This is a genomic window from Limosilactobacillus alvi, assembly GCF_016900115.1.
In the GTDB taxonomy this organism is placed as follows: Bacteria; Bacillota; Bacilli; order Lactobacillales; family Lactobacillaceae; genus Limosilactobacillus; species Limosilactobacillus alvi.
The window spans coordinates 1-23,700 of the sequence record NZ_JACJJQ010000021.1 but is presented as its reverse complement, the minus strand read 5'-3'; the positions used below and the strand labels follow the sequence as shown (position 1 = coordinate 23,700).

Sequence of the window (23,700 nt, the reverse complement as noted above, 5' to 3'; positions counted from 1 at the left end):
GTTAATCCTCAACCTTCTCAATTGGCGCAAAAGAAGCTAGTAGCCGCCGCACCCCTTCTTTGGGGAAAGCAATGTCTAATTCCATATCCGTTCCAGTTCCACTAACAGCCACCACGGTTCCAATTCCCCACTTCCGATGCTTAACTTTGTCACCAGCTTGCCAGCCACCCTTTTCAGCTCCAGTCCCTTGATTAGCAATCTCCTTAGTGGAATGGGTTTGCCGGGCCTTAAAGGTTGGCGTCGTTGCCCGTTTAAAACTGTGGCCTTGCCGCGGCCGTTCAAACGGAACTCTTTGCCGTTGCGCTGGACTATCAGCATCAAGCAGGTCATCATCAATTTCATCAACGAATTCAGATACGGGGTTACGTTGGATCCGCCCATAAAGGACCCGGGAGTTGGCATTGGTTAAGTACAACTTTTGCTTTGCCCGAGTAATCCCAACGTAGGCTAACCGTCGTTCTTCTTCCTCTTCTTCTGGGTTTTCTTTTGCTCGGGCAAGTGGGAAGATACCTTCTTCCATCCCAATTAAGAAGACAACTGGGAATTCCAACCCCTTGGCAGCGTGCAACGTCATCAAGGTTACCGTATCAGCTTGATCTTCAAGATCATCTTGCGGTGAAACCAGGGCTAGATCCGTTAAGAATTGGGTTAGCTTTTCCTGGGTAGTTGTAACTTCATCCCCGTGTTGCTTATCAAATTCTTGGGTTACCGACTTAAATTCTTCCAAGTTTTCCAACCGCGATTGGGCTTGTAAATCCTTATTAGCGGTCGCCTCTAGACTGGCCCGGTAGCCCGTCTTATCCAAGATCAAGTCAGTTAAATCAGTTAAGTTTAAGTCGTCAGCTTGATCGCGAATGGCCGTCATCTCTGCTGCAAAACCGCTCAGCTTATTTTTCGCACTTGCGGTAAGGTCATTAGCAATCGTGACGTTTTCTGCTGCCTGCATTAAAGACATGCCCATGCTAGTTGCGAAGATCCGCAACTTATCAAGGCTAGTCGTTCCAATCCCCCGTTTAGGCGTGTTAACAACTCGTTCGAAACTCATTGAATCATCTGGATTAGCTACCAAAGTTAAGTAAGCTAAGATATCACGGATTTCTAATCGATCGTAGAACTTGTGACCCCCTACCATCGTGTAAGGAATACTACTCTTCATAAAGGTTTCTTCGATTAGCCGCGATTGCGCGTTCGTCCGGTACAGAATGGCAAAGTCACCATAATTATAACCATGCTCTTTACGTTGCTTTTCAATTTGTTTAACAACGTAATAAGCCTCATCGTGCTCGCTTTGAGCCCGGTAGTATGAGATCTTCTCTCCCCGGCCGTTCGCCGTCCATAACCGCTTATCCTTCCGGTTAACGTTGTTGGCAATCACCTGGTTGGCTGCATCCAAAATCGTTTGCGTTGAGCGGTAATTTTGTTCCAATATAATTGATTGGGCCTTGGGATAATCCTTTTCAAAATTCAGAATGTTATTCATGTTAGCTCCCCGCCAACCATAAATACTCTGATCAGCATCCCCAACTACGCAAAGATTTTCATACTTAGCTGCTAACATGTGAACCAGATCGTATTGTGCGTCGTTGGTATCCTGATATTCATCAACGTGAATGTACTCGAACTTATCTTGATAAAATTCCAGGGTCTCCGGATCCGCCTTAAAAAGTTCGATCGTCTTCATGATCAAATCGTCAAAATCAAGGGTTTGGTTAGCTTCAAGTTCTTTTTGATAACGTACGTAAGCTTCCCCAACTAACTTCCGGTAAGGATCCTTGTATTTAGCTTGGTATTGTTCGGGCGTCAACATCGCATTTTTGGCATTTGAAATGGCACTTAGAAAGTTACGACCATCAAACTTCTTGGGATCCAAATTCATGTCTTTAAAAATCCGCTTCATTAAGGTTCGTTGTTCCCCTGAATCGGCAATCGTGAAGGCCGTATTGAAGCCAAGCTTATCAATATGGCGCCGCAAAATTCGAACACAGAGTGCGTGGAAGGTTGAAACCCAAATATCATTGGCACTAGGTCCTAACAAGGTTGTTAACCGCTCTTGCATTTCCTTAGCGGCCTTATTAGTAAAGGTGATCGCTAAGATTTTCCATGGTAAAACATTTTGTTCTTCAATCAAGTAGGCAATCCGGTGCGTTAAGACCCGCGTCTTTCCAGACCCAGCACCTGCCATAACTAACAAGGGGCCTTCCGTTGTTAAAACCGCTTGTTTTTGTTGTTCATTCATCCCTGCTAAGGCTGATTGCATTTCCACGCCATCTCTCATCCTTTCAAAATTAAATCGGCTTCTATTATAACAATTTCACCTGTTCAATTAAACAGCACAACGCCACCAACCCCAGATAAAAGTAAGCCTTATCGGGATCAATGACGTTAAAATTTATTCCGTAATTTAACTATTCAGCTTCTGGTTCAGCATCTGCTTTAGTAGCCCAAACCGAAGTTGCTTCCACCTGTTGACTTAACGATCGTAATGACTGGTTGGCTGTTCCGGTAATCCAAGTTAACCCAACAACTTGATCAGGCTTTGGATTTTGCGGAACAAAGAAGTTAAAGGACCAGTTATCCTTCAAAATCCGTTGCCGTAAAACGGCTTTTAGTTGGGCCGGACGCGTCAACATCATGATTGTTAATTGGTTAGAGAAAACTTGGTGGGCTGGCATACCACAAATAATTCGTACTTGTTGGGCGGCTGGGGTAATGTTAGCTGCGGTCGTGAAGACATTTCCAGCAGTAATGATCCCAGGTTCAATCCCCTTAACGTACAAACTACCAGAATCAGTGACATAGAATTCTAAGGTTAAAATTCCTTGGTAGCCTAATTGATTTACGGTTGCCTTGATAATCCGTTCCATTTCTTTCTCTAAATCATCCGCAACCTTAATTGGAGCTTGAACTCCGACTAATTCTCGGTTATCCGTATATTGCATCTTCGCAACCGGGTAGATCACCGTCTGATTGCCAGTTACCGCTACCGTCATGGCATATTCAGCCGAGTGATCAATCCAAGATTCTAATAAGTAGGTCCCGGCAACCATAAAGTTAGCTGCTCGGGCGATATCAGATTCTTTCCAGATAATCATTGATTCTTCGCCAATTCCGCGTTGAATTGGCTTTAAGACGGCCGGGTAACCAATCGAATCAATTGATTGATAAACATCTTCTAGGCTGATCACCGTTACGTATGGGGCAATATTGACATTGATTTGATCTAAAAAGGCCCGTTCCATTAACCGGTCCTGCATAATTTCCAAGGGATCAATCCCTTGAGGAATTAAGGTGTACTTACTCAGGTACTTAAAGATAATTGCGTCGATATTAGCCGTTTCATAAATCACCGCATCACAGGCTTCACCAAAGGTCATTAACTTCTCCTTATCGCGATAGTTACCAACCATGGTGTAGTCCGCTTGATTAGTCAACTCCGGATGGGGCTGATCAACATAGGCATACACTTTCAGTCCCAATTCATGAGCAGTATTTAACATTTCGAGCCCATTATGATCAAAGCCAATAATCCCTAACGTTTGCCCTGGTGCTAAAACTGTTCCCGCCATTATTGTTCCTCCTCATCTTCAAATTCAACTTTACCGTTTGACAAGGACTTAATCTTTGCTAAGGCAACTACCGGAATTCCCTTAGCTTCTAATTCTTGGTGACCAGGTTGGAATGCCTTTTCAATTACGATTCCAGCCCCCACTACTTGAACCCCAGCTTGATGGGCAATTTCGAGTAAGCCATTCACAGCTTGCCCATTAGCGAGAAAATCATCAATTATCAACACCTTTTCGTCTGGAGCAACATATTGCTTAGCAATTGAGATCTTATTAGCAACCTTCTTCGTGTATGAATATACTTCAGCCGTATATAAATCATCTTTCAAGGTTACACTCTTATGCTTCCGAGCAAAGATAACTGGAACCCCGAGGGCTAAGCCCGTCATCAAAGCAGGAGCAATTCCAGATGATTCAACTGTCCAGATTTTGGTTACCCCAGCATTTTTAAATCGGCTAGCAAATTCTTCACCAATCCGTTGCATTAACGCCGGATCAACCTGATGGTTCAAAAAGGCATCAACTTTTAAAACATTACCGGGGAGAACTTTCCCCACTGCCCGAATCCGTTCTACAAGCTCTTCCATCAACAGCTCCTCCTTTTTAGTACCTTCTAACGATCATACTGGTCTAAATTATACGTTTTAATCACATTGATCAGCTTTTGTGCATAGTCCGGATCAGTAGCATAGCCGGCCTTTTGTAGGGCCCGTGCAGCTGTTTGGTAATCAGTTGCATTGATTACCTCTTGATAGTTTTGTTGGTTATAAGCGGTTCCCTTTACCATTAGCTGCGTGTGATCCTTGATCGAATCCGCCCAAGAATCATAAACCCGGAAGCGACCCTTAATTACCACCCACTTACCATTAGTATATTCCTTGGTACTTAAAACCTTAGAATTTTCACCTTCACCTTTAATTCCGAAAAGGTTGTGATAATCAGCCGCCAGTTTACTGCTACCCCAATCAGATTCCAAAATCGCTTGCGCCATGGTAATAGAAGCGTAAACATGATATTGCTTTTGCATTGCCTGGGCTTCCGGCGCAATTGCTTGGATAAATAATCGCTTGGAATTCTGTTCTTTTTTAATAATCTGTTCTTGTTGATAGCGGACATAAAAATGATGACCGACGTAAACCGCCATAAAAATTACAAGGATCGCGAGGATCGCGAGCCCCCAGTTTCGTCCCTTTTTATGGCTTTTGCGTTTCCGTGCCAAAAATACTTCCTCCCTATTGTGCTATTAATATAATCTTACCGCATTCCTCAGATTTTTTTCACGCATTTCATGATTTATTTCTTTAATTTTAGTTAAACTAATTTATTTCTTGAAATAAAAAAAGCACCAGCCGAAGCTGGTGCTTTTGGTGTAAACGATAATATAAATATTAACGCTTGCTGAATTGGGAAGCCTTCCGGGCCTTCTTGAGACCAGGCTTACGCCGTTCCTTCATCCGTGGGTCCCGCGTTAAGAGACCAGCCTTCTTCAAAGCATCACGGAAATCTGGATCAACTACAAGCAATGCACGAGCAATCCCGTGACGAGTAGCTCCGGCTTGGCCAGCAAACCCACCACCACGAACGTTAACTAAAACGTCATATTGACCTTCAGTTTTCGTTACATCAAATGGTTGGTTAACGATGGCACGTAAGTTGGCAAACGGAATGTAGTTTTCGATTGCCTTACCGTTCATAGTGATCTTACCAGAACCTGGCACGAGGCGAACCCGTGCAGTAGAGTTCTTCCGACGGCCAGTACCGTTGTATTGTACTTCTTGAGCCAATTCCGTTCCCTCCTTAAATTAAGTTAGTGATGTCAAGTACTTCAGGCTTTTGAGCAACATGCTTGTGGTCAGTACCAGCATATACATGTAACTTCATGCCCATCTTCCGACCCAATGGGGTGTGTGGAAGCATCCCCTTGATAGTCTTTTCAACCATCTTTTCAGGGTCATTAGCAAGGAAATCTCCTGCCGTCCGTTGCTTCAAACCACCTGGGTGGTTGGAGTGGTGGTAGTAGATCTTAGTCTTTGCCTTCTTACCAGTTAACTTAACTTCGGCAGCGTTGATAACAATAACGTTGTCACCAGTATCAACGTGTGGGGTGAAAGTTGGCTTGTTCTTACCGCGCAAAATTGATGCAACAGTAGAAGCCAAACGACCCAAAGGAATATCTTTGGCGTCAACGATGTACCATTTACGGTCAACTTCACCTGGTTTTGCCATGTATGTCGTTCTCACGATTAAGTCCTCCAATTTTTGTCTTTCTTTTACAATTAATTGTGTACCGAGTAATTAATGGAAAAGAAATACCAACTAACAGTTTACTTTATATCCCGCAGATCGTCAATCTTTTTCTTGACTTTCGCCGTAATCGACACTCACTAAATATAGTCCTTCGGCCGGTGCCGTCATTCGGGCTTCCTGGCGGTCCTTAGCCGCAATCACCCGCTTGACATCAGCTATTGGTCGTTGGCCATTTCCAATCTCTAAAAGAAGGGCCACCATAATCCGGACCTGATTGTACAAAAAACCGTTACCGACAAAGTCAAAACAGATTTCACCGCTTGATTCTTCCCGCCAAACTTTTGCCTCATAAATCGTGCGGACATTACTTTTAGCTTGTGATCCGGAAGCAACAAAACTGGTAAAATCATGTTCACCCAGGAGATCTTGAGCCGCCGTATTCATTTTTTCCACATCAACCGGATATTTATAGTGCGCTGTATAGTTACGTCGGAAAGGATCCACAAATTCTCCCTGACGGACCCGGTAACGATACCGTTTCCGATGAGCATTAAAACGGGCATGAAATGAGTGATCCACTAATTCAACTTTTTTAACCATGATATCCAACGGTAACTGACTATTTAAAGCCCGCATCATTGATTTTTCTGGAATTAGTGTTGGTAAGTCGAAGTGGGCCACTTGATTTAAGGCATGGACTCCTGCATCTGTCCGGCCTGAACCAATCACACTCAACGGTGGCGTTGGATTTTTGGCCATCCGGTTAACGATTGTTTTTAAAGTTTGTTCAACTGTTCGTTGATGTGGCTGGATCTGAAAGCCTACAAAATTAGTTCCATCATAAGCAAAAGTAATTTTATAACGATACATTTTTTACCTCGTTTAAAGTTGACGTAATAAAAACAAGATCCCAGTTAGCACGATGAGACTAATCATCCCCCCGGTATCTTTTTTTTGCCACTTCAATTGTCGATACTTCGTGCGCGGTTGGTTAGGATCATACCCCCGCGCTTCCATCGCAACAGCTAACTCCTCTGCTCGCTTAAATGAAGCTACAAATAACGGAATCATCACTGGAACAAGGCGTTTAGCTCTGGTCAACAGTGATCCACTGTTAAAGTCCATCCCCCGTGCCCGTTGAGCATTCATAATCATTGAAACTTCATCCATAATTGTCGGAACAAACCGTAAGGCAATGGAAAGCATCATTGCAATTTGATTCACCGGCACCTTTAAATATTTTAGGGGTTTCATTAACGCTTCAATCCCATCTGCCATCGCTAATGGGGTGGTAGTAACTGTAACAACTGTTGAAGCTGTAATGATAATAAAAAATCGCAAAATCAAAAAGCCAACCTGAACCAATCCCGCTGAAGTTAACGAAATAATCCCCCATTGCCAATAAACATGTCCACCACTCGAGAAAAAGGCCTGGATCACTGCCGTAAACAATATTATCCACATTAAGGGGCGAATCCCAAGCCAATACTTCTTGAGGGCAACTTGACTTAACAGGACCATCCCTAGTAAAGCAATCAGCATCAAACCATTTGTAAAAAGGTTATTAGCAAAGAAGACCAGAATTACCAACCAGAAGCATCCCATGATCTTTAACCGCGGATCCAAGCGGTGCATTAGTGAAGTCCCCGGCAGATACATTCCAAAGAGCACTTTCTTATTCATGATTCAGCCCCCCTCAGTTTCTCTGCTAGAGCATCAGCTAATTCTGTTAGCGTAATTGGAAAATGATCAAATAATTCCGGATAAGTTTCCGTCAATTGATGGGCAAAGGTAACCGCCTGTGGTTCCACTAAATGATGCTTTGCTAAGAGTAGTGGATCCGCAAATAGTTCCCGCGGACTGCCTGAAAAAACCAATTTTCCGGTTGCTAACACTAATACTTGGTCTGCTAATTCTGCAACCTGTTCCATTTGGTGAGTTACTAGCAAAATCGTTAGTCCCGCCCGCTTTAGCTTTTTAATTAAGGTTAGTAATTCTTGTTGCCCGTCTGGATCTAAACCAGCTGTTGGTTCATCCAAGATTAATAACTTTGGCTTCATTGCTAAAACACCAGCAATTGCTACCCGCCGTTGTTGCCCCCCTGATAGCTCAAATGGAGATCGCTCATAGAAAGGATGACTAATCCCTAACTCACTGAGCGCAGCTTGAGCGGCAACTTTCGCTTTCTGTGAACTAACCCCCAAATTTAAAGGACCAAACATCACGTCCGCTAACACTGTATCCGCAAATAATTGGTGTTCCGGAAATTGAAAAACAAAGCCAATAGAATGACGTAATTCATTGAGGGCCGTTTGTTTGGTTGTGGCAGTTAGTTGATGCCCCATTACGACCAATTCACCCTCTGTTGGTAAAAGGAGACCATCCGTTAAATTCATTAAAGACGACTTACCACTTCCCGTATGACCAATAATGGCAGTAATTTTTCCTTGAGGAATTGTCGCTGAAAAGTCTTTTAGTGCCCAAGTTATGCCTTCATCATATGACAAACTTACGCCTTGGTAGCTAACTGCTGATTTATCCATTCATAGAGTGCTCCCTTCCCTAGATAGTTCGTTGGCACCTTTATTCCACGAGCCTTTAGTTGATCCCGAAGCATTAAACTAAAGGGTTGAACTAAACCAATTCTCTGAATTAAGGATTGATCATTTAAAACAACCGCTGGTGAAGCCTGCTTTACAATTTTTCCTTGATCTAAGACAGCAACCTGATCGGCTAATGCCACTTCATCAGGGTCATGAGTAATCGAAATGATCGTTAATTCACCTTGGTCCCGTAACTTTGCTAACTGGGTGAGTACGTCTTTGCGTCCCTCCGGATCTAGCATACTCGTTGCTTCATCTAAAATTAATAGTTGCGGCTTTAAGGCTAAAGCTCCGGCAATTGCTACCCGTTGTTTCTGACCACCCGAAAGTTGCTCCGGGGCCCGATCACGAAAAGCTTGCATCTTAACCAAAGTAAGTGCCTGTTCAATAACTTTGGGCATTTCACTGCTTGAAACTTGCCGATTTTCTAATCCAAAAGCAACATCGGCAGCCACTGTCGCTCCAACGAATTGATTATCAGGATTTTGAAAAACAAACCCAATTTTTTGATGAATTGTAGCAATATTTTCAGTATTAACTTCTAAACCATCCACCCAAATCGTCTTAGAGGGAGTTTCAAGAAGTCCGTCAATTAAACGAGCTAAGGTCGACTTACCACTCCCGTTTTTTCCAACAATTGCTAGCCATTGACCTGCTGGAACCTGCAGGGTTAAATCATTTAGAGTTAGTTTATTTTGATGGGCATACTTATAATTTAAGTTCTCAATCTTTATCATCGCAGTTTTCATGGATAATTCCTTCTGATTTAATTCCGTTTTAAAAGTACGCATCTCGCTAATGTAACGTACCTATTCTACCAGAGAATTTAACCGGACCCTAGTTTTTTATGTAAACAAAAAAATCACTTACAGCTGCGGTGCACGATTGCTCGCATTCAAGCTAGACTAGGGTTGCCCCACCATCGTAACGCTCTATACCATCAGCCGTAGTGATTTTATTACGCAGATTTAACTATGCTGTTAAACCAATTGAAGAATGACCATTTGTGCACCGTCCCCGCGACGTGGCATCGTCTTGAGAATCCGAGTGTAACCACCGTTACGGTCAGCGTACTTTGGACCGATTTCTTCAAAAAGGTTTTGTAATGCAGATTGTACCTTTACATCATCGCCATCTTCCTTAACGTCAGCGACAACATTCCGTACAAAAGCAGCTGCTTGACGCCGTGAAGCTAAATCGCCCCGCTTTGCCAAAGTGATCATCTTGTCCGCAGTCTTCCGAACTTCCTTCGCCCGTGCTTCAGTCGTCTTGATTGAACCATTAACAAGCAAATCAGTCGTCAAATCGCGTAATAAAGCCTTTCGTTGTGAACTAGTCCGTCCTAATTTACGGTAACTCATGAGTGTCCCTCCTTTAAATTTTTGATTTAATTAGTCTTCTTGGCGAAAACCAACACCAAGGTCTGCTAATTTAAGCTTGATTTCTTCAAGTGACTTTTGACCTAGGTTACGAACCTTCATCATGTCAGGTTCAGTCTTTTCGGTTAAGTCCTTAACTGTTTGAATATCAGCACGCTTCAGACAGTTATAAGACCGAACAGATAAATCAAGTTCTTCAATCGTCTTATCCAGAACCTTTTCTTGGTGCGTTTCTTCCCGTTCAACCATCACTTGAGCATCTTGTGCTTCTTGCGTGAGGTTAACAAACATCGTTAAGTGAGAAGTCAAAATCTTAGCTGCCAATGAGATTGCTTCAGTTGGCGTTAGTGAACCATCGGTCCAAACATCTAAGGTTAACTTATCGTAATCATTACTTTGACCCACCCGCGTGTTTTCAACGGTGTAGTTGACCCGTTCAATTGGAGTATAGATTGAATCAATTGGTAAAACACCAATTGCTAGATCCATCCGGGACTTGTTAACATCAGCAGAATTGTAACCACGACCAGTGTCAGCAGTCATCCGCATGTGTAGTTCTGCCCCATCAGCAACGGTCGCGATGTGGAGATCTGGGTTTAAGACCGTTACGTCCCCATCACCTTGGATGTCAGCTGCAGTAACTTCTGCGGGACCCTTAACATCCAATTCAAGGTTCTTAGCGTCTTCAGACTCGATCTTCAAAGCAACTTTCTTTAAGTTTAAGACAATTTGAGTAACATCTTCGGTTACCCCTTCAACGGTACTAAATTCATGTAGCACCCCATCAATGTCAATACTCGTAATTGCCGCCCCTGGCAATGAAGCCAGCATTACACGCCGAAGAGAATTACCAAGCGTCGTCCCATAACCGCGTTCTAACGGTTCAACAACAAACTTACCGTAGTTGTCGGTCTCTTCAACTTTGTGAATGTTTGGTTTTTCAAATTCGATCATTCTACTCTTGTACCCCTTTCAAACGCGGATCGTATTTCATAAAAAAGGCATCTGGTCGACATAAAGATCGCCGGTGATGCAAATTAAACACGACGACGCTTTGGAGGACGAGAACCGTTGTGTGGCACTGGAGTTACATCACGAATTGCGGTAACTTCAAGCCCCGTTGCTTGCAATGCACGGATAGCAGATTCACGACCGGAACCAGGACCCTTAACTTCAACTTCAACAGTCTTCATACCATGTTCCATTGCTTGCTTAGCAGCAGCTTCTGAAGCCATTTGAGCAGCAAATGGCGTTGACTTCCGACTACCCTTAAAGCCCAAGACACCAGCTGAAGACCAAGCTACAGCGTTACCTTGAACGTCGGTAATCATGATCAAAGTGTTGTTAAAAGTGGAGTGAATGTGTGCAACACCAGTTTCAACATTCTTTTTTGCACGACGCTTGCGCGTACCCTTTTTGGTTGCCATAAACTAACTAACCTCCTTTACTAATAATTACTTCTTCTTATTGGCAATCGCAACAGCCTTCCCCTTCCGGGTCCGAGCGTTGTTCTTAGTGTGTTGACCACGAACTGGTAAACCACGACGGTGACGCATCCCACGGTATGATCCAATTTCTTGGAGCCGCTTGATGTTCAAGGAAACTTCACGACGAAGGTCCCCTTCAACCTTAAGGTTTTCCACTTGAGCCCGGATCTTTTCTTCTTGATCCGGCGTAAGATCACGTACCCGCACGTCTTCAGAAACACCAGCTGCTTCCAAAATCTTGTGCGCAGTAGAATCACCAATTCCAAAAATGTAAGTTAAGCCGACAACGATTCGCTTGTCACGAGGTAAGTCGACACCTGCAATACGAGCCATTATTGCACCTCCTTTATATAATTAATTACTTGCCTTGACGTTGTTTGTGCTTAGGGTTAGAGCAAATAACCATAACCCGGCCACGACGCTTGACAATTTTGCAGTTATCGCACATCTTCTTTACTGATGGACGTACTTTCATTGTAAAATCCTCCTAAAATCCAGATTTATTTGAAGCGGAAAGTAATCCGGCCCTTGGTCAGATCATATGGAGACATTTCAACCTTAACCCGGTCACCAGGCAAGATCTTAATATAGTGCATCCGGATCTTACCAGAAACGTGAGCTAAAATTTCAACCCCATTTTCCAATTCAACTTTAAACATTGCATTAGGTAAAGTTTCAGTAACCTTACCCTCAACTTCGATTACATCGGCTTTTGCCACTGCACGGTTCCTCCTTGCCGTATCTCAGAATTTACGTAAAAAGGTGGGAAGCGGAATCCGCTACCCACTGCGAGCTAGATAAACCTTGCATAGTTTAACACAGGTTATCCTGTGTTGCAAGGTTAACCTTATTTTCGCTTACAGGTTCGTCAAAACTTCCTTAATGGCTTGGTAAACCTTATCGATATCTTGCTCACCATTGATTTGGTACAGACAGCCCTGCTTTTCATAAAAATCAATGAGTGGAGTGTTGAGTTTAATGTTGACTGCTAACCGATTCTTAACGGTTGCTGGTTTATCGTCATCCCGTTGATAAAACTCGTGACTTCCACAAACATCACAAGTGCCTTCAACTTTTGGTTGATTGTACAACTTATGATAAGTTGCGCCACAGTTTCTGCAAATGAAACGACCACTTAAACGATCAACTAAGACTTCTGGATCAACATGAATGTTGATAACCGCGTCAAGCTTTTTACCGTCAGCATCAAGCATTTGGTTTAAAGCTTCAGCTTGGGCCAAGTTACGTGGGAACCCATCCAACATGAAGCCATCTTTGACATCATCTTGGGCTAAGCGTTCCTTTACAATTCCGTTAGTAACTTCATCAGGAACCAATTCACCCTTATCGATGAATTGCTTAGCTTGAAGTCCCATTGGCGTTTCGTTTTTCATAGCAGCCCGGAAAATATCCCCGGTTGAAATATGCGGAATGTTAAAATCATTAACAATATATTGGGCTTGGGTCCCTTTGCCGGCACCCGGGAGCCCCATCAATACAAGGTTCATACTCATGAAGATTTTCCCCCTAAGCTTCTGGTTCATGAATGAAGCCGATATATTCACGCTTCATCGTTAACCCATTCAGTTGCCGATTTACATCCAAAGCAATTTGCACAACAATCAATAAACTTGTTCCCCCTAAACCAATTGATTGGCTAAGGTTCCAAATATTGCTTGCGAGCAACGGAATCAATGAAACTAATCCTAAGAAAAGTGATCCGACGGTACTCAAACGCATCAACAATGCCGATACGTAATCTTGAGTTCCCTTACCAGGCCAAACCCCAGTGATATAACTCCCTTGTTTTTGTAAGTTTTCTGCTAACTTCTCAGGGTTAACTTGAACAAAAGCATAGAAGAAAGTAAAGATCACAATTAGGAAAATATAAAGACTAATTCCAGCCGTCGATTGTAAATTAAAAATGTCGGTCATCACTTGATACCAAGTATCACCACTATGAGTCCGTTGGAAAGCCATCAAGATCGTTTGTGGTGTTGAAATAAAGGAACCAGCGAAGATTACGGGGATAACCCCAGAAACATTTAATTTTAACGGCAGGTAACTATTCTTAGGTGAGGTCGTTGTCCGACGCGTATATTGGATTGGCAACCGTCGTTCAGCCTGTTGAACCCAGGTAACAAACGCCACAATAATTAAGAGCGCCACTACTACGAGAGCAATAAACCCAATCCCCATCCAGAGGTCGGTACCGGATTCACCAGTAATTTGGTCATTCCAAAGTTGCTCAATTCCTGAAGGCATCGAAGCGATGATCCCCGCAAAGATCAAAACGGAAACCCCGTTTCCCAGACCTTTTTCAGTAATCATGTCACCCATCCAGGTGGCAAACATCGTTCCGGCCGTCAGAATTAAACCAATCGTTAAATAGGTTTCTACCCCAGGATTGTTCACCAACTTAATCGTACTTAGTGCATTAAATCCAGCGGTAATCCCGATTGATTGGACAAACCCCAAAACAATGGTTAACCAACGAGTTGCCTGATTTAGCTTTCGCCGTCCCACTTCACCTTGTTTACTCCACTCAACAAACTTCGGTACAATATCCATTTGTAATAATTGAACCACAATTTGTGCCGTGATATAAGGTGAAACTCCCATTGCAAACAATGAGTAATTTTGGAGACCGCCTCCACTAAATGTATTTAAGATTGACGCTAACCCTGACGATGATAATTGCGCCAACGCTGCGGCGTTAACCCCTGGAACCGTAATTGATGCACCTAACCGGTAAACAACCAGCACAAACAAAGTAAAAAGAATCCGCGAACGGATATCTTTAACCTTGAATGCATTTCTGGCGGTTGAAAACATTAAATCACCTCAGCCGTGCCACCAGCTGCTTCAATGGCTGCCTTAGCAGAAGCAGAGAATTGGTGAGCCTTGACCGTTAATTTCTTGGTGAGTTGTCCGTTTCCAAGAACCTTAATTCCACTCTTTTCGTTCTTAACAATGCCGGCTTCCTTCAAAGTAGCTGGCGTAACTTCAGCACCGTCGTCAAAACGGTTTAAAGTCGTTAAGCTGATGAGTGCGTAGTCCTTATGGTTCATGCTAGTAAAACCACGCTTTGGCTTTTGCCGATAGAGTGGCATTTGGCCCCCTTCGAAGCCAAGACGCGTCTTACCATGAGCCTTTTGACCCTTAGTCCCCCGACCGGACGTAAAACCATGTCCAGATGAAAGACCACGACCCTTACGAAGCCGCTTAAAACGAGAACCTTCAGCAGGTTGTAGTTCGTTTAACTTCATTTTTTTGGCACCTCCTTATTTAAGTTTAAATTACTTAACTTCTTCAACAGAAACTAAGTGAGCGACCTTAAAGATTGCCCCGCGAGTTGCAGCGTTATCTGGGAGGATAACGGAGCTGTGAAGCTTGCCAAGGCCCAGCGCCTTAACAGTCCGACGTTGAGTTGGTTGGCGGTGGGCAACACTGCGGATTAAAGTAACTTTAACTTTAGCCATAATTTGTCCTCCTATTATTCTGCCAAGTGGTCAACTGAAACGCCACGGAGATTTGCAACTTCTTCAGCGCTCTTCAAAGCCTTTAAACCTTCGAAGGTTGCCCGCACAACGTTGATTGGCGTGTTGCTACCAAGACGCTTGGAAGTAACATCGTCGATCCCGGCGAGTTCCATAACGTTACGAACCGCACCACCGGCAGCAACCCCGGAACCTTCAACAGCTGGCTTGAGCAAAATCTTACCACCACCGTAAGTACCGATTACTTCATGAGGAATCGTAGTACCTACAGTAGGCACTTTAATCAAGTTCTTTTGAGCAGCCGCAGAAGCCTTCCGAATTGCTTCAGGAACTTCTTGAGCCTTACCAGTACCAAAGCCAACGTGGCCGTTGTGGTCGCCGACAACAACTAATGCAGCAAAACGCAAACGACGACCACCCTTAACAACCTTGGTAATCCGGTTGATGGAAACAACTTGATCGTCTAGATCCAACTTAGCTGGATCAATGAATGATGATGATGCCATTACGGGTTATTCCTCCTTTTCTTAGAATTGTAGACCGTTTTCACGAGCGGCTTCAGCTAATGCTTGAACCCGACCATGGTAAAGATAACCACCACGGTCAAAGACAACGTTTGAAATGTTCTTTTCAACTCCGCGCTTCGCAATTAATGCTCCGACGCCAGCTGCCTTTTCAGACTTAGTCTTGCCACTTACTTCACTGTCTAAAGTTGAGGCACTTGCGAGCGTCACACCCTTTACGTCATCAATTAATTGAGCGTAAATGTTTTTGTTAGAACGGTAAACACTTAAACGTGGGCGCTCTGCAGTACCAGAGATTTTGCCGCGAACGCGCATGTGACGGCGTTGACGGATCTTGTTCTTATCTGGTTTTGAAATCACAACTGTCACCTCTTATTTTCTATATCTTAATTTAACTTGCTAGCAAGTAACGATTACTTACCAGTCTTACCTTCCTTAAGGGAGATGTGTTCGTTTTCGTAGCGAATCCCCTTACCCTTGTAAGGTTCTGGTGAACGAACGGCACGAACTTCCGCTGCAAAGTCACCAACTTTTTGCTTATCAATCCCGCTGATTTCGATGGTAGTGTTATCTGGAACCTTAATATCAATATCAGCTGGCTTGTCCATTTCAACTGGGTTAGAGTAACCAACAGTCAAGATCAACTTGTCACCCTTGAATTGAGCCCGGTAACCAACACCGACTAACTTCATGGTCTTCTTGTAACCATTAACAACACCTTCAACCATGTTGTTCACATTAGCCCGCGTAGTTCCGTGAAGTGCACGAACCTTGTTATCGTCACCGTCACGATCGAACTTAATAACATTACCTTCAATACTCATCTTGATCAATGGTGAAATTTCACGAGAAAGTGTACCCTTAGGACCCTTAACCGTAACCACATCACCGGATTGAGATACTTCAACGTTTTCAGGTAAGTCAATTTCCTTGTAACCAATACGACTCATCTTTACACCTCCTATCGATTAAATTTGATTACCATACGTAAGCAATAACTTCGCCACCGATCTTCTTGGCACGGGCTACCTTATCAGTAACAACCCCGTTAGAAGTTGAAATGATAGCAATACCCAAACCATTTAAGACCTTTGGCACAGCGTCTGACTTAACGTATGAACGAAGACCTGGCTTTGAAATCCGCTTCAAGCCAGAGATAACGCGTTCTCCGTCCTTGCCGTACTTCAAGAAGACACGAATGATGCCTTGCTTGTTGTCATCTACGTATTCAACATCGCGAATGAAGCCTTCTTGCTTCAAAATTTCTGCGATGTCCTTCTTCATCTTTGATGCAGGTGCTTCAACTGATTCGTGGTGCGCCATGTTAGCGTTCCGAATACGAGTTAAGAAATCTGCAATTGGATCACTCATAGACATCGTGTATTTTCCTCCTTTTGTCGTTGATTTGTTTACCAACTAGCCTTCTTCATCCCAGGAATTTGACCATCATGGGCAAGTTCACGTAAGCAAATCCGGCATAAGTGGAATTTACGGTAAACTGAGTGCGGACGGCCACAACGTTCACAACGCGTGTAATTTTGGGTTGAGAACTTGGCTGGACGGTTGCACTTAGCGATCATTGATTTTTTAGCCAATTGTGGAACCTCCTTTTACTTAGCGAATGGCATTCCGAGTTGTGCCAACAATTCATGTGATTCTTCATCAGTGTTAGCAGTCGTAACAATGACGATATCTAACCCACGAACTCGCTTAACATTATCATAATCAATTTCTGGGAAGATTAATTGTTCCCGAACCCCAAGGGTGTAGTTCCCACGGCCATCAAATGACTTGTTGGAAACCCCACGGAAGTCACGAACCCGTGGTAAGGAAACGTTAATTAACTTGTCTAAGAAATCGTACATCCGTTCACCACGAAGGGTAACCTTTGCACCGATTTGCATTCCTTCACGAAGACGGAAGCCGGCGATAGATTTCTTTGCCTTAGTAATTAATGGCTTTTGACCTGAGATCAAGCCTAATTCTTCAACGGCTTCGTCCAAGTTCTTAGAGTTTTGCGTTGCGTCACCAACCCCCATGTTTAAAACGATCTTATCGATCTTTGGGGCAGCCATAACTGAAGAGTAGTTAAACTTTTCAATTAAGCTAGGACGAATTTCATTTTCATACTTAGCCTTTAAACGGTTTTCCATAATCTGGATATTCCTCCTTCCCAGAAAAATTAGTCAATTTGCTTGCCTGACTTCTTGGCAATCCGAACTTTCTTACCATCAACGACTTGGAAGCCAACTCGAGTTGGTTCGTTCGTAGATGGGTCGATCAACATCACATTTGAAGCTTGAATTGGAGCTTCAGTGTCCACGATGCCACCGTTAGGGTTAATGCTAGTTGGCTTTTGGTGCTTCTTAATCATGTTAACACCTTCAACGATCACACGATTTTCCTTCGCAAAGGTCTTCTTGATCGTGCCTTCCTTGCCCTTATCCTTACCGGTAATGACGCGAACCTTGTCACCTGTCTTTAAAAACATGTGGTAGTGCACCTCCTTATTTTCGGTAATCTTAAAGTACTTCTGGAGCAAGTGAAACGATCTTCATAAAGTCGTCATCACGTAACTCACGAGCGATTGGGCCAAAAATACGGGTACCCTTAGGGCTCTTGTCATTGTTGATCAAAACAGCAGCGTTTTCATCAAACTTGATGTAAGAACCATCTTTCCGGTGAAGACCATGCTTAGTCCGAACGACAACGGCCTTCACAACATCACCCTTTTTGACAACGCCACCTGGTGTTGCTTGTTTTACAGTAGCAACAATAATGTCACCAATATTACCGGTCTTGACACGGGAACCACCCAAAATCTTGATTACCAGGATTTCACGGGCACCTGAGTTATCAGCGACCTTCAACCGACTTTCTTGTTGAATCACGGTTAGTGTCCTCCTTCCATCTCTAAGTAAGAATTAAGAATACGAATGTGGTTAAGGCTTAAAGGATAACGGCCTTTTCAACAACCTTAACAAGACGGAAACGCTTCTTTGCGGATAATGGCCGCGTTTCCATGATTTGAACAGTGTCACCTACGTGGGCTTCATTGTTTTCATCGTGGGCATAGAACTTCTTAGAGTACTTAACCCGCTTACCGTAAATTGGGGCACTCTTGTAAGTGTCAATTACAACGGTAATTGTCTTGTCCATCTTGTCTGAAACGACACGACCTTGGTACACCTTACGTGCATTACGTTCGTCACTCATGCGCTAATCCTCCTTTTCGTATTCTTATTTGTTTAATTCTTGTTGGCGAAGAACCGTCTTAACCCGTGCAATGTTCTTGCGAACGCTCTTAAGACTTGCAGTGTTTTCCAACTGACCGGTTGCTAATTGGAAACGTAAGTTAAACAATTGTTCCTTGAGTTCCTTTTCCCGGTTAAGCAATTGCTCAGTGGTTAATCCATTCAGTTCTTGTACGTAATCTTTAGTCTTCATTAGATTGTCCACCTACTTCCTCACGCTTTAAAATCTTTGTGCGAACTGGCAACTTTTGGCCAGCGAGCCGAAGAGCTTCACGGGCAACTTCTTCAGGAACCCCAGCAACTTCGAACATAACTTTACCACGCTTGACTGGGGCTACCCAACCTTCAGGAGCACCCTTACCATTACCCATCCGGACACCAACACCTTTGCTAGTGTATGAGAGGTGTGGGAAGATCTTAATCCAAACCTTACCACCACGCTTCATGTAACGAGTCATAGCAATACGAGCTGCTTCGATTTGGCGGTTAGAAATCCAGTGGGAATCCAACGCTTGCAGACCAAAATCACCGAAACTAACGGTCTTGCCACCCTTAGCTTCACCACGCATGTGGCCACGTTGAACCTTACGGTGCTTAACACGCTTTGGTACTAACATGTTTTACTTCCCTCCATTCTTCTTTTCAGGGAGCACTTCACCACGGTAAATCCAAGTCTTGATACCAAGTTGACCGTAAGTAGTCCGTGCTTCGTCCCATGAGTAATCAATGTCGGCGCGCAACGTGTGCAATGGAACTGTACCTTCTGAGTATGATTCAATCCGTGACATGTCGGCACCGTTTAAACGACCAGCAACTTGAATCTTGATCCCCTTAGCACCGGCACGCATAGCACGTTGGATAGCTCCACGCATTGCCCGCCGGAACGCAATCCGGTTTTCAAGTTGTTCAGCAACGTTAAGTCCAACCAAGTGAGCGTCTAAGTCAGGCTTCTTAATTTCAATAACGTTGATGTGAACCCGCTTGCCAGTCAACTTATTGAGTTCCAAACGAAGTGCTTCAACTTCTGAACCACCCTTACCGATGACCATACCTGGCCGTGCGGTGTGAATTGAAACGTTCACGCGGTTAGCAGCCCGTTCAATTTCGATGGTTGACACAGAGGCATCAGCAAGTCGCTTTTCGATGTATTTACGGATCCGGAGGTCTTCGTTCAAGTAAGCAGCGTAGTTCTTATCTGCGTACCACTTAGCAGTCCATGGACGAATGACCCCAACACGGAAACCATTAGGATTAATCTTTTGACCCACTATTCATTCCTCCTATTTTTCTGTAACAACCACTGTAATGTGACTAGTCCGCTTGTTGATTGGAGAAGCTGAACCCTTGGCACGAGGACGGAACCGCTTAAGGGTTGGTCCTTCGTTGGCAAAGGCTTCGCTAACAACCAATGAAGCCCGATCTAGGTCAAAGTTGTTTTCAGCGTTTGCAACAGCAGATTTTAATACTTTTTCGACGTCTGAAGCTGCACCGTTAGGAGTGAACTTCAGAATAGCAAAGGCTTCAGCAACTGACTTGTTGCGGATCGTATCCAATACAAGGCGAACCTTACGTGCGGATACCCGTACCATCTTGGCAGTTGCCTTAGCTGAAGTGATGTTTTCAGCCATTTATCAATTCCCTCCTTACTTCTTAGCAGTCTTCTTGTCGTCGGATGCGTGACCATGGAAAGTCCGCGTTGGCACAAATTCACCAAGCTTGTGACCGACCATGTCTTCTTGAACGTACACTGGAACGTGCTTACGACCATCGTACACAGCAAAAGTTAAACCAATAAAACTTGGGTAGATAGTAGAGCGACGTGACCAGGTCTTGATGACCGTCTTCTTATCACTGTTGGCTTGTGCTTCTACCTTCTTAAGTAGGTGAGCATCAGCGAACGGCCCCTTCTTCAAACTACGAGACATTTTTGTACCTCCTCTCGGGTAAGTTTAAATATTAACGGGTGTGTGGACCACGCTTGCGACCACGAACGATAAACTTGTTGGAACGAGCCTTGTGTGAACGAGTCTTCTTACCAACAGTCTTCTTACCCCATGGAGATAATGGAGATGGTAAACCAACTGGAGCCTTACCTTCACCACCACCGTGAGGGTGGTCGTTAGGGTTCATAACAGAACCACGAACGTGTGGACGTTGACCAGCGTAGCGTGAACGACCTGCCTTACCCTTAATCAAGAGGGCGTGTTCATCATTACCCATGGCACCGATCGTAGCCCGGCAAGCTGCCAAGACCATCCGAACTTCACCAGAGGAAAGGCGAACTAAGACATACTTTTCTTCCTTACCAAGCAATTGAGCAGAAGTCCCAGCGGCACGAGTTAATTGACCACCCTTACCTGGCTTCAATTCAATGTTATGGATAACAGTACCAACTGGAATATCCTTTAATGGTAAAGTGTTACCAACCTTGATGTCAGCATCAGAACCAGATTGAACCGTCATCCCAACCTTAAGTCCCTTAGGTGCTAAGATGTATGACTTTGTTCCATCAGCATAAACGATCAATGCAATGTTTGCAGTCCGGTTTGGATCGTATTCGATTGCCTTAACCGTTGCTGGAACATCATCCTTGATCCGCTTAAAGTCGATGATCCGGTATTGACGCTTCGTACCACCACCACGGTGACGAACAGTCATGTGACCGTAATTGTTACGACCAGCAGTGTGCTTTAATGGTGCCAACAGAGACTTTTCAGGCGTCGTCTTCGTAATTTCAGCGAAGTCATAGCCGTTCATGTTCCGGCGACCATTAGTGGTACCTTTGTACTTACGAATTCCCACTGTGTTTTCCTCCTAACCTTTAAAATTATTCGTTGTCGTCGTTGAACAACTTGATTTCGTTAGAGTCAGCAGAAAGCGTAACGATTGCCTTACGACGACGCTTAGTGTAACCGACGTAACGGCCTTGACGCTTTTGCTTTCCCTTAACATTCATGATGTTAACCTTAACAACCTTTACATCGAAGATTTCTTCAACCGCATTCTTAACTTGCGTCTTGGTTGCTCGTAAGTCAACGTCAAAAGTGTAACGCTTAGCGTCCATGGCAGCAGTTGATGCTTCCGTGATAACTGGACGTAAAATGATGTCGCGTGATTCCATTATGCGAGCACCTCCTCTACTTGAGAAAGAGCTGACTTAGTGATGACTACCTTTTGAGCATCAACTACGTTTAAGATGTTAACTCCAGCTGGGGTAACAACCGTAACGTTAGTCAAGTTCCGTGCAGAAAGTGCTGCAAACTTGTCGTCATCAGTTACAACGATCAGCGTCTTTTCGTTGACGTTTAAGTTGTTTAATACACCGGCGAATTCCTTCGTCTTAGGTGCATCAAAGTTTAATCCGTCAACAACTACGAAGTTGTTATCAGCTACCTTTTCAGTTAAGGCAGACTTAATAGCAAGTTGACGAACCTTCCGTGGTAACCGGTAGTTGTATGAACGTGGCGTAGGCCCAAAGACAATTCCACCACCCCGGAATTGAGGAGCGCGGATAGAACCTTGCCGTGCACGACCGGTACCCTTTTGACGCCACGGCTTCTTACCACCACCGCGAACAGCTGAACGGTTCTTTACAGCGTGAGTCCCTTGACGAAGGGAAGCACGTTGACGAAGAATAGCTTCGAATTCAGCATGTTGGTTAACTTCAACAGCAAAGATTGCATCGTTGAGTTCAACAGTGCCGTTTTGGCTACCGTCTTGGTTGTATAATGCAACGCTAGTCATATTTTAGCTTCCTCCTTTCTTAGTTGTTATGTTGCTTGCTAAGGCTCTTCTTAGTGTTTGCCTTAACAGAGTTCTTAATCGTTACGTAAGACTTGTTTGCGCCTGGTACGTTACCCTTGATTAAAAGAACGTTGTTTTCAAGGTCAACCTTAACAACCTTCAAATGTTGCATGGTCCGAGTGTTGTTACCCATCCGACCTGGCAACTTCTTACCCTTGAAGACGTGGTTGATAATCGCACCCAAGGAACCAGGACGCCGGTGGTAACGAGAACCGTGAGCCATAGGACCACGCCGTTGACCATCCTTGTGAATGTTACCTTGGTAACCATGACCCTTAGTGACACCCGTAACGTCGACCGTTTCGCCTTCTGCGAATACGTCCGCCTTGATTTCGTCACCAACTTTAATGTCGTCTCCTAATTCTGCGTCGCGGATTTCACCGATGAAGCGCTTAGGATTCGTGTTAGCTTTTGCTACATGACCTTGTTCAGCCTTGTTGCTCAAGATTTCGCGCTTGTCATCAAAACCAAGTTGAACTGCGTTGTAACCATCGTTTTCAACCGTCTTAACTTGAAGCACAACGTTTGGCGTTACGTCGATTACCGTAACTGGAACTAATTCACCGTTGTCAGTAAAAACTTGAGTCATGCCGACCTTTTTACCTAAGATTCCTTTGGTCATGAGTACACCTCCAATTTATTTTGATTTATTTTTATTTGATAGATACGTTTAAATTAAAGCTTAATTTCGATATCAACACCACTTGGCAAGTCGAGCTTCATCAAAGCGTCAACTGTCTTAGGGGTTGGGTCGATAATATCGATCAACCGCTTGTGGGTGCGCATTTCGAATTGTTCCCGTGACTTCTTAAACTTGTGTGGTGAACGGATAACCGTGTAGAGAGTCCGTTCAGTTGGTAACGGGATAGGACCTGAAATTTGAGCACCAGTCCGCTTTGCAGTTTCAACAATCTTGTCTGCTGATTCATCCAAAACGCGGTGTTCGTAAGCCTTTAAACGAATACGAATCTTTTGTTTTGCCATTGTATTCCCTCCTTCGTCAGATTTAAAATTTGACTAGCTCCGTGGAAATTACCGCCACATCCTGTGGCAAAGCGGCCGGGTGTGTCGCAACCTTCCACTTCATCGCCTGACTTGACTGAATCAGTAGGGGGAGTGGCTTTCTCGCCCCTGTCGTTCAGCACTTTTACTATCATACAAGAAAGCCCGCTTTAGATCAAGGATTTTCTGAAATTATTTTTTGATTTTCATTTTCTTCGCTTAAATGTGAACTACTCGGCCATAAATGACCGAGCTTCTGTATCAAAAGGCAACAGTGTGCCTCTTGATCTGGAAATCGTTTAGGCAATGGAGAATCAAGTTACACTTGATTCTCGAA

At 44.0% G+C, this 23,700-nt stretch carries 39 protein-coding genes; all 39 read right to left on the bottom strand.

All coding sequences use genetic code 11. The features are described from left to right. Nucleotide 1: 1 nt before the first annotated feature. Complete coding sequence (pcrA, locus tag H5993_RS05565; protein WP_204776559.1) at nucleotides 2-2,275, bottom strand: DNA helicase PcrA; 2,274 nt, start codon at nucleotides 2,273-2,275, stop codon at nucleotides 2-4. A 130-nt stretch (nucleotides 2,276-2,405) separates the two neighbouring features. Then, nucleotides 2,406-3,566, bottom strand: coding sequence for an ATP-grasp domain-containing protein (locus H5993_RS05560; protein WP_204776558.1), 1,161 nt, complete (start codon nucleotides 3,564-3,566; stop codon nucleotides 2,406-2,408). After that, the gene (locus H5993_RS05555; RefSeq protein WP_204776557.1) at nucleotides 3,566-4,150 is read right to left on the bottom strand and encodes a xanthine phosphoribosyltransferase; all 585 of its coding nucleotides are present in this window, start codon (nucleotides 4,148-4,150) and stop codon (nucleotides 3,566-3,568) included. Before H5993_RS05555 ends, H5993_RS05560 begins: the two co-directional genes overlap by 1 nt. A gap of 26 nt (nucleotides 4,151-4,176) precedes the next feature. Then, the gene (locus H5993_RS05550; protein WP_239457994.1) at nucleotides 4,177-4,782 is read right to left on the bottom strand and encodes a glycoside hydrolase family 73 protein; all 606 of its coding nucleotides are present in this window, start codon (nucleotides 4,780-4,782) and stop codon (nucleotides 4,177-4,179) included. A 169-nt stretch (nucleotides 4,783-4,951) separates the two neighbouring features. Next, nucleotides 4,952-5,347 (bottom strand): 30S ribosomal protein S9, encoded by a 396-nt coding sequence (gene rpsI / locus H5993_RS05545; protein ID WP_180870272.1) that lies wholly within the window; start codon nucleotides 5,345-5,347, stop codon nucleotides 4,952-4,954. A gap of 13 nt (nucleotides 5,348-5,360) precedes the next feature. Continuing rightward, nucleotides 5,361-5,804, bottom strand: coding sequence for a 50S ribosomal protein L13 (rplM, locus tag H5993_RS05540; RefSeq protein WP_180870273.1), 444 nt, complete (start codon nucleotides 5,802-5,804; stop codon nucleotides 5,361-5,363). 105 nt (nucleotides 5,805-5,909) lie between these two features. Next, a complete protein-coding gene (truA, locus tag H5993_RS05535) occupies nucleotides 5,910-6,680 on the bottom strand; it encodes a tRNA pseudouridine(38-40) synthase TruA (RefSeq protein WP_204776556.1) in 771 nt (256 codons plus the stop codon). Between the two features lie 12 nt (nucleotides 6,681-6,692). After that, on the bottom strand, nucleotides 6,693-7,493 hold the full coding sequence (locus tag H5993_RS05530; RefSeq protein ID WP_204776555.1) for an energy-coupling factor transporter transmembrane component T family protein: 801 nt from the start codon (nucleotides 7,491-7,493) through the stop codon (nucleotides 6,693-6,695). Continuing rightward, the gene (locus H5993_RS05525) at nucleotides 7,490-8,353 is read right to left on the bottom strand and encodes an ATP-binding cassette domain-containing protein (protein ID WP_204776554.1); all 864 of its coding nucleotides are present in this window, start codon (nucleotides 8,351-8,353) and stop codon (nucleotides 7,490-7,492) included. The genes H5993_RS05530 and H5993_RS05525 overlap by 4 nt, the downstream gene beginning before the upstream one ends. Beyond that, nucleotides 8,320-9,162 carry an energy-coupling factor transporter ATPase gene (locus H5993_RS05520; protein ID WP_239457993.1) on the bottom strand — a complete coding sequence of 281 codons (843 nt, stop codon included), beginning with the start codon at nucleotides 9,160-9,162 and terminating at the stop codon, nucleotides 8,320-8,322. The genes H5993_RS05525 and H5993_RS05520 overlap by 34 nt, the downstream gene beginning before the upstream one ends. Nucleotides 9,163-9,393: 231 nt before the next feature. Next, nucleotides 9,394-9,774: a 50S ribosomal protein L17 gene (gene rplQ / locus H5993_RS05515; RefSeq protein ID WP_180870280.1), complete on the bottom strand. Its 381-nt coding sequence runs from the start codon at nucleotides 9,772-9,774 to the stop codon at nucleotides 9,394-9,396. Nucleotides 9,775-9,804: 30 nt separating this feature from the next. Next, nucleotides 9,805-10,746, bottom strand: a complete 942-nt coding sequence (locus tag H5993_RS05510; RefSeq protein WP_204776553.1) for a DNA-directed RNA polymerase subunit alpha — start codon at nucleotides 10,744-10,746, stop codon at nucleotides 9,805-9,807. Between the two features lie 83 nt (nucleotides 10,747-10,829). Beyond that, nucleotides 10,830-11,219 (bottom strand): 30S ribosomal protein S11, encoded by a 390-nt coding sequence (gene rpsK / locus H5993_RS05505; protein WP_003716676.1) that lies wholly within the window; start codon nucleotides 11,217-11,219, stop codon nucleotides 10,830-10,832. Between the two features lie 27 nt (nucleotides 11,220-11,246). Beyond that, entirely contained in the window at nucleotides 11,247-11,612 is a 366-nt protein-coding gene (gene rpsM / locus H5993_RS05500; protein WP_180870284.1) for a 30S ribosomal protein S13, read from the bottom strand. Between the two features lie 25 nt (nucleotides 11,613-11,637). After that, nucleotides 11,638-11,754, bottom strand: a complete 117-nt coding sequence (gene rpmJ / locus H5993_RS05495; protein ID WP_006916637.1) for a 50S ribosomal protein L36 — start codon at nucleotides 11,752-11,754, stop codon at nucleotides 11,638-11,640. 25 nt (nucleotides 11,755-11,779) lie between these two features. Next, nucleotides 11,780-11,998, bottom strand: coding sequence for a translation initiation factor IF-1 (gene infA, locus H5993_RS05490; protein WP_006500601.1), 219 nt, complete (start codon nucleotides 11,996-11,998; stop codon nucleotides 11,780-11,782). A gap of 138 nt (nucleotides 11,999-12,136) precedes the next feature. After that, the gene (locus tag H5993_RS05485) at nucleotides 12,137-12,793 is read right to left on the bottom strand and encodes an adenylate kinase (protein ID WP_204776552.1); all 657 of its coding nucleotides are present in this window, start codon (nucleotides 12,791-12,793) and stop codon (nucleotides 12,137-12,139) included. A 13-nt stretch (nucleotides 12,794-12,806) separates the two neighbouring features. Further along, a complete protein-coding gene (gene secY, locus H5993_RS05480) occupies nucleotides 12,807-14,114 on the bottom strand; it encodes a preprotein translocase subunit SecY (RefSeq protein WP_180870288.1) in 1,308 nt (435 codons plus the stop codon). Next, entirely contained in the window at nucleotides 14,114-14,548 is a 435-nt protein-coding gene (gene rplO, locus H5993_RS05475) for a 50S ribosomal protein L15 (RefSeq protein ID WP_180870290.1), read from the bottom strand. The genes secY and rplO overlap by 1 nt, the downstream gene beginning before the upstream one ends. A gap of 30 nt (nucleotides 14,549-14,578) precedes the next feature. After that, nucleotides 14,579-14,761, bottom strand: coding sequence for a 50S ribosomal protein L30 (gene rpmD / locus H5993_RS05470; protein ID WP_180870292.1), 183 nt, complete (start codon nucleotides 14,759-14,761; stop codon nucleotides 14,579-14,581). A 14-nt stretch (nucleotides 14,762-14,775) separates the two neighbouring features. Continuing rightward, complete coding sequence (rpsE, locus tag H5993_RS05465) at nucleotides 14,776-15,285, bottom strand: 30S ribosomal protein S5 (RefSeq protein ID WP_180870294.1); 510 nt, start codon at nucleotides 15,283-15,285, stop codon at nucleotides 14,776-14,778. A 21-nt stretch (nucleotides 15,286-15,306) separates the two neighbouring features. Continuing rightward, nucleotides 15,307-15,672 (bottom strand): 50S ribosomal protein L18, encoded by a 366-nt coding sequence (gene rplR / locus H5993_RS05460; RefSeq protein ID WP_305066881.1) that lies wholly within the window; start codon nucleotides 15,670-15,672, stop codon nucleotides 15,307-15,309. Between the two features lie 44 nt (nucleotides 15,673-15,716). Beyond that, the gene (rplF, locus tag H5993_RS05455; RefSeq protein ID WP_180870298.1) at nucleotides 15,717-16,253 is read right to left on the bottom strand and encodes a 50S ribosomal protein L6; all 537 of its coding nucleotides are present in this window, start codon (nucleotides 16,251-16,253) and stop codon (nucleotides 15,717-15,719) included. Between the two features lie 28 nt (nucleotides 16,254-16,281). Continuing rightward, complete coding sequence (gene rpsH / locus H5993_RS05450) at nucleotides 16,282-16,680, bottom strand: 30S ribosomal protein S8 (protein WP_180870300.1); 399 nt, start codon at nucleotides 16,678-16,680, stop codon at nucleotides 16,282-16,284. Between the two features lie 32 nt (nucleotides 16,681-16,712). After that, the gene (locus H5993_RS05445; protein WP_180870302.1) at nucleotides 16,713-16,898 is read right to left on the bottom strand and encodes a type Z 30S ribosomal protein S14; all 186 of its coding nucleotides are present in this window, start codon (nucleotides 16,896-16,898) and stop codon (nucleotides 16,713-16,715) included. A 15-nt stretch (nucleotides 16,899-16,913) separates the two neighbouring features. Next, nucleotides 16,914-17,456: a 50S ribosomal protein L5 gene (gene rplE / locus H5993_RS05440; protein ID WP_204776551.1), complete on the bottom strand. Its 543-nt coding sequence runs from the start codon at nucleotides 17,454-17,456 to the stop codon at nucleotides 16,914-16,916. 29 nt (nucleotides 17,457-17,485) lie between these two features. Then, nucleotides 17,486-17,794 carry a 50S ribosomal protein L24 gene (gene rplX, locus H5993_RS05435; RefSeq protein WP_180870305.1) on the bottom strand — a complete coding sequence of 103 codons (309 nt, stop codon included), beginning with the start codon at nucleotides 17,792-17,794 and terminating at the stop codon, nucleotides 17,486-17,488. Nucleotides 17,795-17,825: 31 nt separating this feature from the next. Beyond that, the gene (gene rplN / locus H5993_RS05430) at nucleotides 17,826-18,194 is read right to left on the bottom strand and encodes a 50S ribosomal protein L14 (RefSeq protein ID WP_006916624.1); all 369 of its coding nucleotides are present in this window, start codon (nucleotides 18,192-18,194) and stop codon (nucleotides 17,826-17,828) included. Between the two features lie 58 nt (nucleotides 18,195-18,252). Further along, complete coding sequence (gene rpsQ / locus H5993_RS05425) at nucleotides 18,253-18,519, bottom strand: 30S ribosomal protein S17 (protein ID WP_019206040.1); 267 nt, start codon at nucleotides 18,517-18,519, stop codon at nucleotides 18,253-18,255. A 24-nt stretch (nucleotides 18,520-18,543) separates the two neighbouring features. Further along, nucleotides 18,544-18,750 (bottom strand): 50S ribosomal protein L29, encoded by a 207-nt coding sequence (rpmC, locus tag H5993_RS05420; RefSeq protein ID WP_180870307.1) that lies wholly within the window; start codon nucleotides 18,748-18,750, stop codon nucleotides 18,544-18,546. Continuing rightward, nucleotides 18,740-19,174 carry a 50S ribosomal protein L16 gene (rplP, locus tag H5993_RS05415; protein WP_180870309.1) on the bottom strand — a complete coding sequence of 145 codons (435 nt, stop codon included), beginning with the start codon at nucleotides 19,172-19,174 and terminating at the stop codon, nucleotides 18,740-18,742. Before rplP ends, rpmC begins: the two co-directional genes overlap by 11 nt. Nucleotides 19,175-19,177: 3 nt before the next feature. Then, entirely contained in the window at nucleotides 19,178-19,825 is a 648-nt protein-coding gene (rpsC, locus tag H5993_RS05410; RefSeq protein ID WP_204776550.1) for a 30S ribosomal protein S3, read from the bottom strand. Nucleotides 19,826-19,837: 12 nt separating this feature from the next. Beyond that, nucleotides 19,838-20,185, bottom strand: a complete 348-nt coding sequence (gene rplV, locus H5993_RS05405) for a 50S ribosomal protein L22 (protein WP_006500617.1) — start codon at nucleotides 20,183-20,185, stop codon at nucleotides 19,838-19,840. Between the two features lie 15 nt (nucleotides 20,186-20,200). Further along, the gene (rpsS, locus tag H5993_RS05400; protein ID WP_180870312.1) at nucleotides 20,201-20,482 is read right to left on the bottom strand and encodes a 30S ribosomal protein S19; all 282 of its coding nucleotides are present in this window, start codon (nucleotides 20,480-20,482) and stop codon (nucleotides 20,201-20,203) included. A gap of 31 nt (nucleotides 20,483-20,513) precedes the next feature. Further along, the gene (gene rplB / locus H5993_RS05395) at nucleotides 20,514-21,359 is read right to left on the bottom strand and encodes a 50S ribosomal protein L2 (protein ID WP_180870313.1); all 846 of its coding nucleotides are present in this window, start codon (nucleotides 21,357-21,359) and stop codon (nucleotides 20,514-20,516) included. A 25-nt stretch (nucleotides 21,360-21,384) separates the two neighbouring features. After that, nucleotides 21,385-21,678: a 50S ribosomal protein L23 gene (rplW, locus tag H5993_RS05390; protein ID WP_204776549.1), complete on the bottom strand. Its 294-nt coding sequence runs from the start codon at nucleotides 21,676-21,678 to the stop codon at nucleotides 21,385-21,387. After that, the gene (rplD, locus tag H5993_RS05385; RefSeq protein ID WP_180870317.1) at nucleotides 21,678-22,301 is read right to left on the bottom strand and encodes a 50S ribosomal protein L4; all 624 of its coding nucleotides are present in this window, start codon (nucleotides 22,299-22,301) and stop codon (nucleotides 21,678-21,680) included. The genes rplW and rplD overlap by 1 nt, the downstream gene beginning before the upstream one ends. A gap of 19 nt (nucleotides 22,302-22,320) precedes the next feature. Then, nucleotides 22,321-22,983: a 50S ribosomal protein L3 gene (rplC, locus tag H5993_RS05380; protein WP_019206049.1), complete on the bottom strand. Its 663-nt coding sequence runs from the start codon at nucleotides 22,981-22,983 to the stop codon at nucleotides 22,321-22,323. A gap of 53 nt (nucleotides 22,984-23,036) precedes the next feature. Next, nucleotides 23,037-23,345, bottom strand: a complete 309-nt coding sequence (gene rpsJ, locus H5993_RS05375) for a 30S ribosomal protein S10 (protein WP_019206050.1) — start codon at nucleotides 23,343-23,345, stop codon at nucleotides 23,037-23,039. Nucleotides 23,346-23,700: the final 355 nt, after the last annotated feature.

Bases quoted from the DNA above. Each gene is read 5' to 3' on its own strand.
- H5993_RS05525 (WP_204776554.1), bottom strand. From the start codon at position 8,353: ATGGATAAATCAGCAGTTAGCTACCAAGGCGTAAGTTTGTCATATGAT.
- H5993_RS05485 (WP_204776552.1), bottom strand. From the start codon at position 12,793: ATGAGTATGAACCTTGTATTGATGGGGCTCCCGGGTGCCGGCAAAGGG.
- pcrA (WP_204776559.1), bottom strand. From the start codon at position 2,275: ATGAGAGATGGCGTGGAAATGCAATCAGCCTTAGCAGGGATGAATGAA.
- rplC (WP_019206049.1), bottom strand. From the start codon at position 22,983: ATGACCAAAGGAATCTTAGGTAAAAAGGTCGGCATGACTCAAGTTTTT.
- secY (WP_180870288.1), bottom strand. From the start codon at position 14,114: ATGTTTTCAACCGCCAGAAATGCATTCAAGGTTAAAGATATCCGTTCG.
- H5993_RS05555 (WP_204776557.1), bottom strand. From the start codon at position 4,150: ATGGAAGAGCTTGTAGAACGGATTCGGGCAGTGGGGAAAGTTCTCCCC.
- rplX (WP_180870305.1), bottom strand. From the start codon at position 17,794: ATGTTTTTAAAGACAGGTGACAAGGTTCGCGTCATTACCGGTAAGGAT.
- rpsK (WP_003716676.1), bottom strand. From the start codon at position 11,219: ATGGCAACCAAAAAGGGTACGCGCAAGCGTCGTGCAAAAAAGAATGTT.
- rplD (WP_180870317.1), bottom strand. From the start codon at position 22,301: ATGACTAGCGTTGCATTATACAACCAAGACGGTAGCCAAAACGGCACT.
- rplW (WP_204776549.1), bottom strand. From the start codon at position 21,678: ATGGAATCACGCGACATCATTTTACGTCCAGTTATCACGGAAGCATCA.
- rpmJ (WP_006916637.1), bottom strand. From the start codon at position 11,754: ATGAAAGTACGTCCATCAGTAAAGAAGATGTGCGATAACTGCAAAATT.
- rpsQ (WP_019206040.1), bottom strand. From the start codon at position 18,519: ATGAGTGACGAACGTAATGCACGTAAGGTGTACCAAGGTCGTGTCGTT.
- rpsS (WP_180870312.1), bottom strand. From the start codon at position 20,482: ATGTCTCGTAGTTTGAAGAAGGGGCCGTTCGCTGATGCTCACCTACTT.
- rplV (WP_006500617.1), bottom strand. From the start codon at position 20,185: ATGGCTGAAAACATCACTTCAGCTAAGGCAACTGCCAAGATGGTACGG.
- H5993_RS05530 (WP_204776555.1), bottom strand. From the start codon at position 7,493: ATGAATAAGAAAGTGCTCTTTGGAATGTATCTGCCGGGGACTTCACTA.
- rplE (WP_204776551.1), bottom strand. From the start codon at position 17,456: ATGGAAAACCGTTTAAAGGCTAAGTATGAAAATGAAATTCGTCCTAGC.
- H5993_RS05560 (WP_204776558.1), bottom strand. From the start codon at position 3,566: ATGGCGGGAACAGTTTTAGCACCAGGGCAAACGTTAGGGATTATTGGC.
- rplF (WP_180870298.1), bottom strand. From the start codon at position 16,253: ATGAGTCGTATTGGTTACAAGGAAATTGACTTACCTGAAAACGTTGAA.
- rpsJ (WP_019206050.1), bottom strand. From the start codon at position 23,345: ATGGCAAAACAAAAGATTCGTATTCGTTTAAAGGCTTACGAACACCGC.
- rplP (WP_180870309.1), bottom strand. From the start codon at position 19,174: ATGTTAGTACCAAAGCGTGTTAAGCACCGTAAGGTTCAACGTGGCCAC.
- rpsE (WP_180870294.1), bottom strand. From the start codon at position 15,285: ATGGCATCATCATCATTCATTGATCCAGCTAAGTTGGATCTAGACGAT.
- rpmC (WP_180870307.1), bottom strand. From the start codon at position 18,750: ATGAAGACTAAAGATTACGTACAAGAACTGAATGGATTAACCACTGAG.
- rpmD (WP_180870292.1), bottom strand. From the start codon at position 14,761: ATGGCTAAAGTTAAAGTTACTTTAATCCGCAGTGTTGCCCACCGCCAA.
- rpsH (WP_180870300.1), bottom strand. From the start codon at position 16,680: ATGTCTATGAGTGATCCAATTGCAGATTTCTTAACTCGTATTCGGAAC.
- H5993_RS05520 (WP_239457993.1), bottom strand. From the start codon at position 9,162: ATGAAAACTGCGATGATAAAGATTGAGAACTTAAATTATAAGTATGCC.
- truA (WP_204776556.1), bottom strand. From the start codon at position 6,680: ATGTATCGTTATAAAATTACTTTTGCTTATGATGGAACTAATTTTGTA.
- H5993_RS05510 (WP_204776553.1), bottom strand. From the start codon at position 10,746: ATGATCGAATTTGAAAAACCAAACATTCACAAAGTTGAAGAGACCGAC.
- rplO (WP_180870290.1), bottom strand. From the start codon at position 14,548: ATGAAGTTAAACGAACTACAACCTGCTGAAGGTTCTCGTTTTAAGCGG.
- rplQ (WP_180870280.1), bottom strand. From the start codon at position 9,774: ATGAGTTACCGTAAATTAGGACGGACTAGTTCACAACGAAAGGCTTTA.
- rpsM (WP_180870284.1), bottom strand. From the start codon at position 11,612: ATGGCTCGTATTGCAGGTGTCGACTTACCTCGTGACAAGCGAATCGTT.